The organism is Sphingobacterium sp. UBA5639 (assembly GCF_002421245.1).
GTDB classification, from domain to species: domain Bacteria; phylum Bacteroidota; class Bacteroidia; order Sphingobacteriales; family Sphingobacteriaceae; genus Sphingobacterium; species Sphingobacterium multivorum.
This window is the reverse complement of the sequence record NZ_DIJR01000025.1, coordinates 1-14,998: the sequence shown is the minus strand read 5'-3', so window position 1 is coordinate 14,998 and position 14,998 is coordinate 1. Positions and strand designations below refer to the sequence as shown.

Here is a 14,998-nt window from a genome sequence, read left to right as displayed (position 1 = left end):
ATGCGTAAAAAAATCGTAGCTGGTAATTGGAAAATGAATTTAGACTATCAATCAGGATTGAGCTTGTTTTCTGAAATTATCAATATGGCCAAAGATGAAGTGATTGGAAACCAGGAATTGGTTGTTTGTAGTCCATTTATTCATTTGTCAAGTCTTGGGCAACTGTCTAAAAATGTCGCGAATGTAAATATTGGTGCTCAGAATATTCACCAAGCGGAGTCGGGTGCTTATACAGGTGAGATTTCGGCTTCACAAGTAAAATCAGTAGGTGCTTCACATGTTATTTTAGGTCACTCTGAAAGACGTGCTTATTTTGGTGAAACTGATGCATTGTTGGCATCTAAAGTGGATATTGCATTAAAGCATGATTTAACCCCAATATTCTGTATTGGAGAAACAAGAGAGGAACGCGAATCTGGAGCTTTCTTTGATGTGATCAAAACACAATTGACAGATGGATTGTTCCACTTGTCTAAAGAAGCTTTTGCAGCTGTGGTGTTGGCATATGAACCAGTTTGGGCAATTGGTACTGGCTTGACAGCTAGCCCTGAGCAAGCACAGGAAGTTCATAAATTTATTCGTGAGGTGTTAGCTGATCAATATGGTCAGGAGATTGCTGATAATACAAGTATTCTATATGGAGGGTCTTGTAATCCAGGTAATGCAAAAGATTTGTTTGCTCAAGCCGACATCGATGGTGGTTTGATTGGAGGTGCTTCTTTAAAATCGAGAGATTTTATTGATATCGCTAAAGTATTTAACGGCTAATTTTTAGAAATGAAATACGTAGAGGTTATCTTTCAAATGCGATCAGGTGAAGAATGGCAGAAGGATTTGTTGATATCTGATTTGGCTGATATTGGCTTTGATACTTTTGAGGATACCGAATCTGGATTTGCAGCTTATATTTCAGCTGCAAATCTTGACTTGCAAGCATTAGAAACGCTGATGCTTCAACCTTATGAAGGCCTGGAGGTCGATTATAAGATACAGGAAATAGAAAATCAGAATTGGAATAAATTGTGGGAAAGCAATTTCAACCCAATAGAGGTAGGAGGGCAATGCTATGTGCGTGCAACTTTTCATGAGGCCAAACCTGAGTTTCCCTATGAAATCATTATAGATCCGAAGATGTCTTTTGGAACAGGCCATCATCAAACAACTTCGATGATGCTTCAGTATATTTTGGAGAATGATTTTATGGGCAAGCAGGTTTTGGACATGGGCTGCGGTACAGGGATACTGGCCATTTTAGCATCAAAAAAAGGCGCGAAAGCTGTATTGGCTGTGGATTATGATGAGATATGTGTTGAAAGTGTAATCGAAAATAGGGCACTCAATCATGTTGAGCATATCGAAGCGCTCTGTGGATCTTACGAAGTTTTGGCCGGTCGGGTCTTTGATGTGATTTTGGCAAATATTAACCGTAACATTCTTTTAGAACAATTACCTCAGTATGCCTTGAGCATTCGTACAGGGGGTGAGCTGTACCTAAGTGGTTTCTATGAGCAGGAAGATTTAGCAATCTTAAGCGATGCGGCGACCACATTGGGTTTTGAGTTTATCTCCAATAAAGTTTTAAATAATTGGTGTGCAGCCAAGTTTGTGAAGCGATAATTTAGCTATGCGGATTCATTTTATAGCAATAGGTGGTAGTGTGATGCATAACCTTGCTATTTCATTGGCAAAACAAGGGCATCAAGTGACCGGTTCTGACGATCAGATCGTAGAGCCCTCCCGTTCTCATTTGATTGAAGCAGGATTGCTTCCTAATCAATTGGGGTGGTTTGAAGAAAAAGTGACGGAGGATATTGATGCTGTGATCTTGGGCGCTCATGCCCATGCAGATAATCCTGAATTAAAGCGGGCCCAGGAATTAGGTCTTAAAATTTATTCTTTTCCAGAATTTATACAAGAGCTTTCGCAGGATAAAATCCGGGTGGTTATCGCTGGAAGTTACGGTAAGACAACCATAACGAGCATGGTGATGCATGTTATGCGATTTCTAGGAAAAGAATTTGACTATTTGGTAGGAGCTCAATTAAGAGGCTTTGGTAAGTTGGTCGATATTACTAAGCATAATAAGATTATTATTATCGAAGGAGATGAATATGTTTCATCTAAGATTGATCCGAAGTCCAAATTTTTGTATTATAAACCGAATATAGCGTTAATTTCGGGTATTGTATGGAATGAGTTTAACTCGAAAATATCTCAAGAGGAATATATTAAACAATTTGAAGATTTTATTGACTCAATTCCGCCTAAAGGTACCTTAATTTATAATAAGGAAGATGTTGTGTTACAGAAGGTTCTTCAAGATACAAAAGATTGTAAGATCAATAGACATGGCTATAAGATTCCTGATTATACAATTAATAAGGGGGTGACTTACATCAATACACCGGATGGCGACGTTCCATTGCAAGTGTTTGGTAAGCACAACCTATCTAATATTGCTGGGGCGTATACGATCTGCGAATGGTTGGGGATCAAAAAGAAAGAGTTCTTTGAGGCCATAAAAAGTTTTAATACTTCGATTCGTTATTTGGAGTTTGTTGCAAGCTCGGAAGGATCTGTGGTTTATCAGGATTATGCCTGTAATGCGGATAAAGTGAAGTCAAGTATTCACGCCGTGAAAGAGCAATTTCCTAATCAGAAATTGGTTACAATTATCGAATTAAACTCGTATGATAGTTTAGATTCATCGTTTTTGTTACAATATGCAAACTCAATGAAAGAGTCGGATGTCTCTGTGGTCTACGTGAATATAAATTCCTGTAAAGAACTTAATAAAGATATCGAAAGTGTCCCCAATAATATTAAGGATAATTTTAATAACCCTGATTTAGAGGTTGTTGTGAGTTTGGATGGGCTCTATTCATTTTTAGATGGTGTCAAATCAAAAGGTTACAATTTACTTCTTATGAGTTTAAATAATTATAATGGGGTTAATTTGTCTGTGCTGGCTGATCGGTTTTTTAGAGATTTTTAGAGAAAAAATTATAATTTAATGTAAATTAAATTGTAATTTATTATTTTTGTTTAAAATATCTACCAGATGAATGCATTAGGAAAAAAAATCAGATTACTTAGACACCAAAAGGGGTGGAGTCAAGAGGATGTTGCAAAACGATTGGATATCTCAATCCCAGCATTTTCTAAAATTGAAACAGGGATTACAGATGTGAATTTGTCTCGCCTGAATCAAATCTCAAAATTATTCAATTTGACAGTTGTTCAACTTTTATCTACTTCAGATTCTGAAGAAGATAAAGAGTATGTAAACGAGGTGAATGCTTTGACGCAAAAATTACAACAACGCGATGGCGAAGTAATTGAATTGCAGAAAAAGGTTATTGATCTTTATGAGCAATTGCACAAAAGATAAGGCATATTAAAAATGTTACCGAAAAGGCAACCCAAATGGGTTGCCTTTTTTTGTTTATGCAACTTTATTTTGGTCAAAAGTGATTTTGTTTTTGTTTCTTTGTAAGTATTTTATCAAAAAATAAAGGTTGATTATTTATGGGGAGATTAAACGGGGATATAACGAATAGCCCGTCGACTGATTTTTTTAAGTCAAATGTATTGGGACAGCGTTCAGGACTCTTTGTCCTTTTCTTTACTGAAATGTGGGAACGTTTTTCGTTCTACGGGATGCGTGTACTCTTAATGCAGTTTTTAACTGCTGCAGTTATTCAAGGTAGTCCTTTCTCGGGATGGTCCTGGACTGCACAACAAGCGGGAGCACTTTATGGAACCTATGCCATGATGCTCTATTTAACTCCTATTCTAGGAGGGATTATAGCGGATAAATATATTGGATCACGGAAAGCTGTGATCATCGGTTCGGCGATTATGACGCTTGGACATGCTGCCATGGCCTTTGATACTTCCATTATGTTTTTTCTGGGTTTGATCTGTTTAGTTATTGGAACAGGTTTTTTCAAACCCAATATGCCTTCTATCTTAGGTGAAATGTATAAAGATCTACCAGAGAAAAAAGATGGAGCTTATACCATATTCTACATGGGGGTCAATGCTGGTGCTTTCTTTGGCATGATGCTATGTGGATATATAGCCGAAACGTATGGTTGGCATTGGGGATTCGGCTTGGCTGGTATCTTTATGCTTTTGGGAACACTGCAGTTTGTTTTCGCAAAACCGCTCATGGGAAATCTTGGTGTATTAACTAAATCTACCTCTGGGGAACATAAAGTTATCGCTGAGGATACCGATACCAGAAATCCATTTACCATACGGGATTATGTATTGATCGCGATAGTTTCTATTATCGGTTTCGTATATGCTTTCAATGACCCTTTGTCTAAGAATGGTATTGTTGATGTGTTTTCTGGTTTGGATACACCGTTTCTTAGAGGTCAATATATTATGGTCATTGTGGCGTTAATTCTCTTCATATATCTTATTGTGACACGGATTTTGCGTTATGATAAGGTTGTAAGGGATCGGATGTTTGCGGTCGTGTTGCTAGCGTTTTTCTTGGTCTTCTTTTTTATGAGCTTTGAGCAGGGGGCAACTTCGTTGGTTCTTGTGGCGAGAGATAATATTGATAGATCACTTACTGGTGCTGCATTGACGACCTTTAATGTGGTAAATGGTTTATTGACGATTGTACCGCTTTCGATTATTTCTTGGGTTCTGATTAAATTGGCAAAAGTAACCTGGAACAAAATTGCCATTTCAAATATCGTATTGTTTATCTGTTTTGGGTTGATCTGGGGAGCAGTAATCTGGATGTTGTACAATGAATTCAATAAAGAAGCATCAGAAATTAAAGTCTCCTGGTTTTCGATCCTAAACTCATTTTTTATCATTGCACTTGCCTCCTCGGTATCCAAAATTTGGGAGTCCAAATATAACCCATCGGCAGCCTTTAAATATGGCTTTGGTTTGATTTTGGTTGCGATAGGATTTTTTATTATCGGGTTGGGATCTATGGGGATAAGCCAAGGGGCTAAAATCTCGATGGTATTTTTGGTGCTGACCTATTTGTTCCATACATTGGGCGAATTATTTATTTCACCGGTAGGTCTTTCTTACGTATCCAAATTGGTGCCGGCTCGCATGCTCGCATTTATGTTTGGAATATGGTATTTGGCGATTGCTATTGCACAGAAGGTTGCAGCGGTATTAGGAGGACAAGTGGAAACCATCCAAGAGGAACACTCCTTGAGTTATTTCTTCTTCTTATTTACAGCAATTCCTGCCTTAGCAGGCCTGTTAGTAATGCTGTTTAATCCATTGATTAAACGATTGATGCACGGAATTAAATAACAAATATATAAGCTTCTTTTACGAAAGAAGCTTTTTTGATTAATATAAATTAGTATGGAGGTTAGTACAAGGGAATCGCTAGAAGAGATTCAAAATTTTGACGGGAAGTACCCAAGGCAAATCTGGAGTTTGTTTTTTTCCGAGATGTGGGAAAGATTCTGTTTCTATGGTATGCGCGGGATGTTGGTGTTCTTTATGATCACACAGCTAAACTTTGCTGAAAAGGATGCCAATTTACAGTATGGAGCGACACAAGCATTTGTATATGCGTTTACATTCATAGGAGGGCTGTTTGCAGACAAAATTCTTGGTTTCAGAAAGTCTTTATTCTGGGGTGGCTTATTGATGATCGTAGGAAGCTTATTTCTTGCAGCAGATCCGCATAAATATTTCTTTTTTGGTTTATCATTTATCATTATAGGTACGGGTTTCTTTAAACCCAACATATCGACGATGGTAGGCGAGCTGTATAAAAAAGGTGATGTTCGTCGTGATGGCGGCTTTTCCTTGTTTTATGCGGGAATAAATTTAGGCGCATTCTTAGGCGGATATATCTGTGTTGCGATCGGTAAAGGATATATGCTGACGTCAATTATTTCTGAGGGACATCGCTGGAATGTTGCTTTTGGTTTGGCGGCGGTAGGCATGTTGGTTAGTTTAGTGAATTTTCACTTTACCAAAAGGCATTTAGGACCAATTGGACTTCAACCTGGGGATCCTGAGGCCATAGTAAAGACGAAAGCATTACCGAAATGGGTAGAATATGCCGTATATATTGCCACGTTGATTTTTATCCCTATTATTCAGATCATGGTGTCAAAAACGCAGTATACAGACTATTTTATGTACACGATCGGCCCATTGACGCTGTTATATCTTTTTTATGAAATGTCTAAAGTGACTGCTGAAGAGCGGAATAAATTAATTGCCGCGCTGGTGTTTATCCTTTTCTCGATTATTTTTTGGGGTATATATGAGCAAAGTGGCGGTTCCTTAAGCATCTTTGCTGCTAAGCATTTGAATGATTCCTTATTGGGCGTTATGACGCTCGATCCAAATGGCGTTAACAATTCAGGTGGAGCATTATTTATTATTGCATTAGCACCTCTTTTTGGTCTTTTTTGGATTTGGCTGGGCAAACGTAAACTTGAGCCAAATACCATTATTAAGTTTGGTCTTGGCTTTGTTTTCTTGGGATTAGGTTATTATGTCCTATTTGCTACGCGTTTATTTGCTCACGATGGTATGACCTCATTGGATGTCTTTACTCTTGCACTGCTTGTGATTACCGTTGGGGAGCTTTGTCTATCACCAATTGGTCTTTCCATTATGACGAAATTGTCTCCAGCAAGATTACAAGGTATCATGATGGGCATGTGGTTCTTGGCAAGTGCTTACGGTCAATACGTAGCAGGCTTGATTGGTGCTAGTATGGCTGAAGCTAAGGAAGGAAGTTCATTGGCGGATAAACTGGTGACTTATACGGAGAGTTATAAACAATTGGGCTTATATTCTTTGATTGCTGGTGTGGTGCTTATAGCCTTATCTCCTGTTGTACGTAAATTGATGGGGAATGTAAAGTAAAGTGCGCAACTTTGAAACATTAAAGTTATTGATATAAAAAAAAGCTTGATTATTAAATCAAGCTTTTTTTATATTAATAAATCCATTTGAATTTATAATCTTTTTCTGGAACCTTCATCCGATCAGCCAGTCTAGCCAAACGATCTGGTAGTTTTAGTAGATAATCTCTCGCTTTCTCACCTTTATCATTCAGGCCAGTAACTTGATCTATTTTCCATTCACTGTTCAGCTCTTTCAAGATATCCACGTAGTCCAAAGCAGTATATACTCCCAATCGTTGGGCTGCGTCCGAGAAATGTGCAAATGCCTCTCCTTGGGGCTCACCGGCTTCTCTTAAGAACTGGGCCGGCATAACGATTTTTTTACGCATCATATCCTCAAATGCAATCATGACTTCACTCGGGTCTACGGTGATTGCTTTTGAAATAAAAGACATATAAGCTTTAGCATGACGTGCCTCATCAGATGCGATGACCCCACACATTTTTGCCAAAAGTTTATCGCCGCTTTTTTTGGAAAGCCCAGATACACGACGATGGGAAACGTTGGTCGCTAATTCCTGAAATGAAGTATAAATAAAATTCCGGTAAGGGTCTGCACCAGTACCAATATCAAAACCGTCTTGAATAAGATATTGTGTAGACATTTCAAATTGGCGCATGTCTATTCTACCCGACAAATAAAGGTATTTGTTCAATAGGTCACCGTGACGGTTTTCTTCAGCCGTCCAAGCGCGTACCCATTTCATCCATCCACCTTGCTCGTTTTTGTCAACGTCTTCTACCATGGTCAACCATGATTCGTACGTTGGAAGGGCCTCTTCGGTGATGGTGTCTCCAACCAATACTGCGACCAAATCATAAGAGAGCTCTTTTGCACTTTCCTGCAACTCTTTTACTTCCTCAAAAAAAGTGTCCCTAGAAGAATCTGGAAGAAAATCGGCAGGTTGCCACATCTCTTCAACAGGCTTCAGGTATTCGCTCATCTCATTGAGCATGAACGGTTCCAAATAGGTCATCACTTCTTTACGTGAGCCTTCCGGTAAATTTAGAGGTAATTCTTGCATATCATTACAAAGGTACTAAATAGCATCAATAAATTATAAAAGCTAATTATAATTGTTTAAAATGCCAAAAATTACTTTTTTGGCTGAGGATACCTTAGAAAACCGACATTGATAATGACATAAAAAACAGATTGACCGTCCTGTATTCGATAAAATACTATTAACTTTGTATAAATTATTTAGACGACGTTGGAAAAATTTAATATAGATAAAATACGAGCCGATTTTCCGATTCTTAAGAGAGAAGTAAATGGTAAACCATTGGTTTATTTGGATAATGGCGCGACAACACAGAAGCCGAGTTCTGTTATCAATTCGATTGTACATTATTATACAGATATGAATAGTAATGTGCATCGGGGCGTACATTATCTTAGTCAGATATCGACGGACGCTTTTGAGGTGACTCGAAAAAAAGTTCAGGCTTTCATCCATGCTGCTGAAGATAAGGAAATCATTATCACCAAAGGAACAACAGATGGAATTAATCTGATTGCCACTTGTTATGGCAGAGCTTTTATTCACGAAGGTGATGAGATTATTATTTCAGCGATGGAACACCATTCCAATATTGTGCCTTGGCAGATGCTCTGTGATGAAAAGGGCTGTAAAATTCGGGTCATTCCGATGAATGATAAAGGTGAGCTTGATATGGATGCCTACAGCAATTTGTTTAATGAGAAAACCAAATTAGTTGCTGTAACCTATGTTTCAAACTCCCTTGGGACAATCAATCCTGTGCGTGAGATGATTTCAATTGCTCATGGACATGGTGCTGTTGTTTTAGTCGATGCTGCGCAGGCTGTTCAACATATACAGATTGATGTTCAAAAGCTGGATGTAGATTTTCTGGTATTTTCCGGACATAAAATGTACGGTCCTACAGGTGTAGGAGTGTTATATGGCAAAGAGGAGCTATTGAACGCGATGCCACCTTATCAAGGTGGTGGAGATATGATTAAAGAGGTTACTTTTGAAAAAACGACCTATAATGAATTGCCTTTTAAATTTGAGGCGGGTACGCCTAATATTGAAGCCGGTATCTGTTTGAACGAGGCCATCGATTATATCAATTCAATAGGTCTGGAAAATATCGAGGCCTACGAACATGATTTGTTGCAATACGCTACGGAGAAGTTGGCTGAAATTCCGGGCATGCGGTTTATTGGAACGGCAGAGCAGAAATGTTCCGTTATTTCATTTGTAATTGATGGCACGCATCCTTACGACGTTGGTGTGATCTTGGATAAATTGGGGATCGCTGTACGTACAGGCCATCATTGTGCCCAACCTGTCATGGATAGGTTCGGTATTCCGGGAACTATTCGTGCTTCTTTAGCCGTATATAATACAAAAGAGGAAATAGATATTTTGGTCGCCGGTATCCAACGCGCGGTCAATATGTTGGTTTAATAAAAAATAGGTATGACCATTAATGAAATACAGGATGAATTAATTGAGGATTTTGCTTTCTTTACGGATTGGATGGAAAAATATGAGTACATCATCCAACTTGGAAAAGAAGTACCTCTAATTGATGAACAATACAAAACAGATGAATATATCATCAAAGGATGTCAGTCCAAAGTATGGCTTTTTCCAGAAATAAAGGATGGAAAAGTTTATTTTACGGCAGATAGCGATGCAATTATCACAAAAGGCTTGGTGAGTTTAATGGTCAAAGTACTATCTGGACATACCGCCAAGGAGATCGTTGATGCCGATTTATATTTTGTGGATAAAATAGGGCTGAAAGAACATTTGTCACCAACTCGGGCAAATGGATTGCTATCCATGATTAAGCAAATGAAATTATACGCTCTGGCGTTGCAAGTGAAAGCATAAAAAGGGGATTATTCATCCCCTTTATTCTTGATACTATTTTAAATAGCTGTTCCCCTCAGCTTGAGATTTATTTTGAAATTATCCAATGAGCTCCTGGATGATTATCTTTTTCATTTTCATGAGCGCTTCGTTTGCCCCCGGTCGCTGTAGTAATGTTGCAATTTGTTCGGGTACGATCTGCCAGCTTACACCGAATTCGTCTTTGCACCAGCCACACATGCTCTCTTTGCCTTTCTTCGTGATCGTATTCCAGAAATAATCAATTTCCTGCTGATCTTTACATAGAATAGTGAGTGAAATGCCTTCGTTAAAAGTGAAATTTTGTGCAACTCCGCTATCCATTGCCATAAGTGTAAAATCCCGGACTAAAAATTGGGTATGTTGAATTGATCCGGTATAGTCACCTTCTGTGTATTTCATGATCCCATTGCTTCGAAAATCATGAAATAATTCTGCATAAAATGCTAGTGCTTGTTCGCAATTTCCTTGTTGCTCTCCGCAATACATTAGCGTAGGTACAATTGCCTGTTGGTTGGTATCGCTCAGTTTACCGAGGTATAATTGCCAATTTACGCCAAACTTGTCGGCCAGCCAGCCGTAGTGCGGGCTCCAAGGGTAGGAGTTTAAAGGCATTAAGGTGTTGCCTTCCACAGCAAGTGAATTCCAGATACGATCAATTTCCTCTTTGCTTTCGCAAATGACCATAAATGATATGGATGGGTTGGGTTTGAATATAGGACCTCCATTTATTCCAATAAATTTCACACCGCTTAGGACAGCTTCAACAACGATGGGAGAGTTGTTGCTAATATGGCTTCCAGGGAAGGTACCAGCGTAAAGATCAAAGGCTTCCTTCGCGTTTTGATCGAACCAAATGGATGGGATAATTGAATTATTCATCTTTTTTTGTTTTAGCGTTCACCTATTTGTATTTGTCGTTCAGGCCTTTTTTAGCGAGGACCAACGGTTTAATTTTTTCAATACGGGATTGTTTCGTTTTTTCTTGCTTGGCCTCATCGATGTACTCGATGTATTCTTTCTGTTTTCCTGGTGTTAAAGCCTGGAAACTTTCTGCGAAGGTCGGATCCGTCTGCAGTGCTTCCAATAATAGACCAGCAGGGGCCTTCATTGGAGATTTAGTTGGCTTAAGCTCTTTTCGATCGTTAATGGTTTGGATGGATTCTTGGATATATGCGGCTATTTTTTCGGCATTCATATCCTTAACGTCTTCAAAGCGCCATTGTCGTAATGCTTTCGTTTTTCCTTCGGAGGCACTGATGAGATGTTTATCCCGATCGGTTAAGAATACACCATTATAAAACCAGAGGGAGAAGAAATTTTTGAAGCCGCCCCAACCGATAACATTTTTCCCTTTATGCGTATAGATATAGCTCCCCCATTTGAATTCCTTTTTCAATGAAGTTTGCTGGATGATTTGCTGCATAAGTTCTTCAGCCTCCTGCCAGTTCCCTCGGCTTTGGTACCAATTGGGGCCTTGTTTGTCTTTAAGTTTATCAATATTAAAATTGACAATATCGGTAATTAATTGTGTTGGAATCGGTTGATCCAAATGAATTTGTATTGCCCCTTTTGTGGTTTTAAAATTTTTGAGTTCGGTAATGAAATGCTCGATAGCAGCAGGTCCTGGATATAGGCCCAAATGGTTTTTGTTCATCGCAAAATGGATGATATTACCCTTGTATCTGAAGGTTGGCATTTGATAGGAGATCGTTTCATCTGAATCGGGAGGGACGAGGCCAGCGATAAGCTGTCTCACCTTGATCAGATATTCTTTTTTCTCCCCGTCAAATTGATTGATATATTCGTCTATTGTTGCGATGCTCGTTGTCATAATTTGTGCTATTCTTTGATTCTCGTATACTTATTTTCAATAAACTGTATCGTTTCGGACATCAGCTGATGGAGTATCTCTATATTGATGTCGCTTAATTTCTTGATGTATATGCAGGCTTTGCCTATTTTGAATTTCCCGAGCCGATCGACTAAATGTCGGTGCTCATCGGCACCGGTAAATACATAGAGGGAGATTGCTGATTTTCGGGGGCTAAATCCGATCAAAGGAGCATAGCCTTCGTGCCCACTTGCATAGGTATAATGATAGTTTCCAAATCCGATAATAGTTGGTCCGTACATTTTAGCCGGTTCACCCGTTGTGGTTTCCATTAATTGTATCAGTGTTTCACTATCGATTTGTTTTTGTGGGGCGTCAACTGTTTTTATAAAGTCTTGGACAGATGCTTCGGTATATGCCGTTTTATTTTTTGCCATGTATAGTTGATGTCTTTTGACGGATATTCGGATAACCTCAATTGAATATATTGTATTTGAAGTAATTCGATGAGCAGCTATTTTTAGAGAGAACTATTTTTGGAACATAAAATCGAAAGCCCCAGTTCTCAGATTGATACCATATTCTAGATAAGCTTTCATGCAAGCTAAAAAGTTGGCCCAACCCTCTGTTTGTCGCATCATCATTAAAATTCCATCTGCATCGTTGTTCATCTCGTGTTCTGTAATTTTTATGACGGTCGCGTTTTCTCCGAATGTGGATAGTGCGATTTCTACCACTTGATTGGGAAGTCCCCCGCTCCAGTCAAAAGAGATATATGAATTGGGCCTGATGGTTTTTCCTGTCACGGGAAAACTGTCGGGAAATTCTGGAAATGTCCATTCTACCGTTTTATCTGTCTCTAGACGTCCAGTCGAAGATTTTATAAAATAGTGATTCATTTTATTGGGATCTACAATAGCCTCAAAAACTTCGTTGATTGGTTTCTGAATTTGGATGCTGGCTTTGGCGGTTAGTTTTTCCATATTAATTTAAAGTTTTAGACAAATATTCAATAAATACAGATAGCTTGTATCTGATTATGTTAAAAATATTGAAAAAGATCTTTTCGTGACCATGGACCAATCTATTGTCCAAATCACTGTTTATTTATTTTAAGATGTATAGACTATATAAACACCTTATTGAAGAATAGGTTTTCATTTGGGGGACCTGGATCAATATTTCCCCTAAAAGGAACGAATTGTACACTTGTATAATATAGTTTTGGCGTATTTTTGACTATAGTTAAAATTGATCCTGCATTCCTTCCATTAGGTCGCAAGGAACGATAATCCAATAAATTTAGAAAGGGTATCCGTCTGAATCTTTCAGGTGGTATTTGCCGTCTTCATAAAACCAACGTTATGTTTAAAATCAAGTGTTTTTTTCTTTTTATGTTTTCTTCGGGCGTTTTTTTTTCGAGCGCACAGACTAAAAATGTAAATGAAGGCAATGAGGCTTCAAATATGTTTAATGATGCGACAACACGTGATAAAAATGCGATTGTTGAGGCAGAAACCGGTTGGTGGAAACAAGCAGCATTAACTCGTGAACAACGCCTGGAAAAATGGAAGGCAGCCTCATTTGGTATGTTTGTTCATTGGGGTATTTATTCCCAATATGGAAATATTTGGAAAGGGAAGGCGGGCGGCGGCTATGCGGAGCATCTGATGCGTGTGATGAAAATCCCACGTAGTGAGTATCTTGATTCAGCACGTCGATTTAATCCGCTAAAGTTTAATGCGGAGGAATGGGTATTGTTGGCAAAAAATGCAGGGATGAAATATTTTATTATTACGGCTAAGCACCATGATGGCTTTGCGATGTATCCTTCTGCATTTTCAAGTGACTACTCATTGTCAAGCACGGGATTCAAAAGGGACCCGTTGGCGGAATTAGCAGCTGCCTGCCATAGACATGGACTCTTGTTTGGCTTCTATTATTCGCATGCTTTTGACTGGGAGCATCCGGATGCTCCCGGTAATGACTGGGATTACCGTAATCCAGGCGGTGATAAATTGTTGGGTGGCACAAATTGGTTTGACAAACATCCTGAATGGTTGACAAAGGCTCGGCATTACGTAGATCAAAAGGCGATTCCTCAGATTGAGGAACTTATTCAGCGCTATCATCCGGATTTGTTATGGTTTGATACACCGCATAAGTTGCCGCTGTCTGAAAACCTGAGAATTTTAAAGGCTATTCGAACAGCAGATCCGAATATTATTGTCAATGGTCGATTGGCACGTACCGAGGAAAAGAATTACGGCGATTACCTGAATACGGCAGATCGACCTGAGGAATATTATCCAGTTGCTTCTGGCGCTTATTGGGAGGCCATACCGACTACAAATGAATCCTATGGTTATTCGTCGACTGATAAGAGCCATAAACCGACAACTCATTTTATCAAACTTTTAGCGAAGGCTAGGGCCATGGGCGGGAATATTCTAATGAATATTGGCCCCAAGGGAGATGGAAGCATCGACAGCGCTGATGTCGCTATTTTAAAGGGATTAGGCCAGTGGATGCGGGGGAATAGTGAAAGTGTCATTGATGTTGGACCATCTCGCTTACCTCGTCAGCCTTGGGGAGTCATTACTCAGCGTAAGAATACCCTGTATTTACACGTTTTCGAACGCCCTCAACGGAATGATCTGATTGTCGGCGGATTGGGTGCTCAGGTTAATTCGGTTTCGTTATTGTCGGGAGAAACTATCGGAAAATATAGGTCCGACAAAGATGGACTGCATATTCCTATAGATCAAATTGCTTCTGAGGATGATGACCTGGTCGTAGTGGTGCAATTGAAGGATAGCATAGCTAATCCAATAAATCCTACTTTAATGTATGTGGATCATCATGTCAATAAAAATCGGCTACTGACCTTTTATGCAAAACAGATCGGAAATCCGATGAAGTTTGGGGACGGTAAAAAGAATCGCTATTATGTGACGGGTTGGACTAGGTTAAGTCAAGGGTTAAGATGGGATACCCATGTGTTAAATGGCGGGCGCTTCAAAGTAGCTGTACGGTATGTGAAAGATGTTGTAGATACAGGAGGTAAGCTGGGCTTGAATTTAGGGGGGAAGAATATTGATTTTACGATAGATCCGTCTTCTTCCGTTGGTTTGCGTGAACATCAGCTTGAATTGGGTACGGTGACATTGCCAAAGGGCAAGCAAGTGATTGAATTACGTGCCCATACTATAGCGGGAGCAGAAATGGTGAAATTTTTGGAAGTCAAATTGCTTCCGGAATAATATTTCACAGAACAAGCTTGTGTGTTATGACTGGTCCATCCTTGTGCTTCCTTGGATCAAACCCTGGATCATACCGAAAGTTTGGGG

14 protein-coding genes are annotated in these 14,998 nt (G+C 39.2%); 9 read left to right on the top strand and 5 right to left on the bottom strand.

The window, feature by feature from the left end:
- The 6 genes from tpiA to B4Z90_RS14815 all read left to right on the top strand — a co-directional run bounded on the left by tpiA (position 1) and on the right by B4Z90_RS14815 (position 6,885).
- Positions 1 to 768 (top strand): triose-phosphate isomerase, encoded by a 768-nt coding sequence (tpiA, locus tag B4Z90_RS14840; protein ID WP_070566100.1) that lies wholly within the window; start codon positions 1 to 3, stop codon positions 766 to 768.
- Positions 769 to 777: 9 nt separating this feature from the next.
- Positions 778 to 1,617, top strand: a complete 840-nt coding sequence (gene prmA, locus B4Z90_RS14835; RefSeq protein ID WP_046671772.1) for a 50S ribosomal protein L11 methyltransferase — start codon at positions 778 to 780, stop codon at positions 1,615 to 1,617.
- Positions 1,618 to 1,624: 7 nt separating this feature from the next.
- Complete coding sequence (locus tag B4Z90_RS14830) at positions 1,625 to 2,995, top strand: Mur ligase domain-containing protein (RefSeq protein WP_286802649.1); 1,371 nt, start codon at positions 1,625 to 1,627, stop codon at positions 2,993 to 2,995.
- Positions 2,996 to 3,061: 66 nt separating this feature from the next.
- Positions 3,062 to 3,391, top strand: a complete 330-nt coding sequence (locus tag B4Z90_RS14825) for a helix-turn-helix domain-containing protein (RefSeq protein WP_070566095.1) — start codon at positions 3,062 to 3,064, stop codon at positions 3,389 to 3,391.
- 137 nt (positions 3,392 to 3,528) lie between these two features.
- Positions 3,529 to 5,301 carry a peptide MFS transporter gene (locus tag B4Z90_RS14820; RefSeq protein ID WP_112375595.1) on the top strand — a complete coding sequence of 591 codons (1,773 nt, stop codon included), beginning with the start codon at positions 3,529 to 3,531 and terminating at the stop codon, positions 5,299 to 5,301.
- Between the two features lie 54 nt (positions 5,302 to 5,355).
- Positions 5,356 to 6,885 carry a peptide MFS transporter gene (locus tag B4Z90_RS14815; protein ID WP_286753187.1) on the top strand — a complete coding sequence of 510 codons (1,530 nt, stop codon included), beginning with the start codon at positions 5,356 to 5,358 and terminating at the stop codon, positions 6,883 to 6,885.
- A gap of 73 nt (positions 6,886 to 6,958) precedes the next feature.
- Here the strand turns inward: B4Z90_RS14815 and B4Z90_RS14810 are convergent, their stop codons facing one another.
- Positions 6,959 to 7,951 carry an acyl-ACP desaturase gene (locus tag B4Z90_RS14810; RefSeq protein WP_112375597.1) on the bottom strand — a complete coding sequence of 331 codons (993 nt, stop codon included), beginning with the start codon at positions 7,949 to 7,951 and terminating at the stop codon, positions 6,959 to 6,961.
- A gap of 189 nt (positions 7,952 to 8,140) precedes the next feature.
- Here B4Z90_RS14810 and B4Z90_RS14805 point away from each other — a divergent pair, with 189 nt between their 5' ends.
- Positions 8,141 to 9,364: a cysteine desulfurase gene (locus B4Z90_RS14805; RefSeq protein WP_070566087.1), complete on the top strand. Its 1,224-nt coding sequence runs from the start codon at positions 8,141 to 8,143 to the stop codon at positions 9,362 to 9,364.
- Between the two features lie 12 nt (positions 9,365 to 9,376).
- Positions 9,377 to 9,796: a SufE family protein gene (locus B4Z90_RS14800; protein WP_070566085.1), complete on the top strand. Its 420-nt coding sequence runs from the start codon at positions 9,377 to 9,379 to the stop codon at positions 9,794 to 9,796.
- 78 nt (positions 9,797 to 9,874) lie between these two features.
- Here the strand turns inward: B4Z90_RS14800 and B4Z90_RS14795 are convergent, their stop codons facing one another.
- From B4Z90_RS14795 to B4Z90_RS14780, 4 genes are all read right to left on the bottom strand, one after another.
- A complete protein-coding gene (locus B4Z90_RS14795; RefSeq protein ID WP_286802648.1) occupies positions 9,875 to 10,696 on the bottom strand; it encodes a VOC family protein in 822 nt (273 codons plus the stop codon).
- A 22-nt stretch (positions 10,697 to 10,718) separates the two neighbouring features.
- Entirely contained in the window at positions 10,719 to 11,648 is a 930-nt protein-coding gene (locus B4Z90_RS14790; protein WP_286802647.1) for a DUF1801 domain-containing protein, read from the bottom strand.
- Positions 11,649 to 11,656: 8 nt separating this feature from the next.
- Complete coding sequence (locus tag B4Z90_RS14785) at positions 11,657 to 12,085, bottom strand: DUF1801 domain-containing protein (RefSeq protein ID WP_286802646.1); 429 nt, start codon at positions 12,083 to 12,085, stop codon at positions 11,657 to 11,659.
- Positions 12,086 to 12,178: 93 nt separating this feature from the next.
- Positions 12,179 to 12,631 carry an SRPBCC domain-containing protein gene (locus B4Z90_RS14780; protein WP_286802645.1) on the bottom strand — a complete coding sequence of 151 codons (453 nt, stop codon included), beginning with the start codon at positions 12,629 to 12,631 and terminating at the stop codon, positions 12,179 to 12,181.
- A gap of 381 nt (positions 12,632 to 13,012) precedes the next feature.
- Here B4Z90_RS14780 and B4Z90_RS14775 point away from each other — a divergent pair, with 381 nt between their 5' ends.
- On the top strand, positions 13,013 to 14,911 hold the full coding sequence (locus B4Z90_RS14775) for an alpha-L-fucosidase (RefSeq protein ID WP_286802644.1): 1,899 nt from the start codon (positions 13,013 to 13,015) through the stop codon (positions 14,909 to 14,911).
- The last annotated feature ends 87 nt before the right edge of the window (positions 14,912 to 14,998 follow it).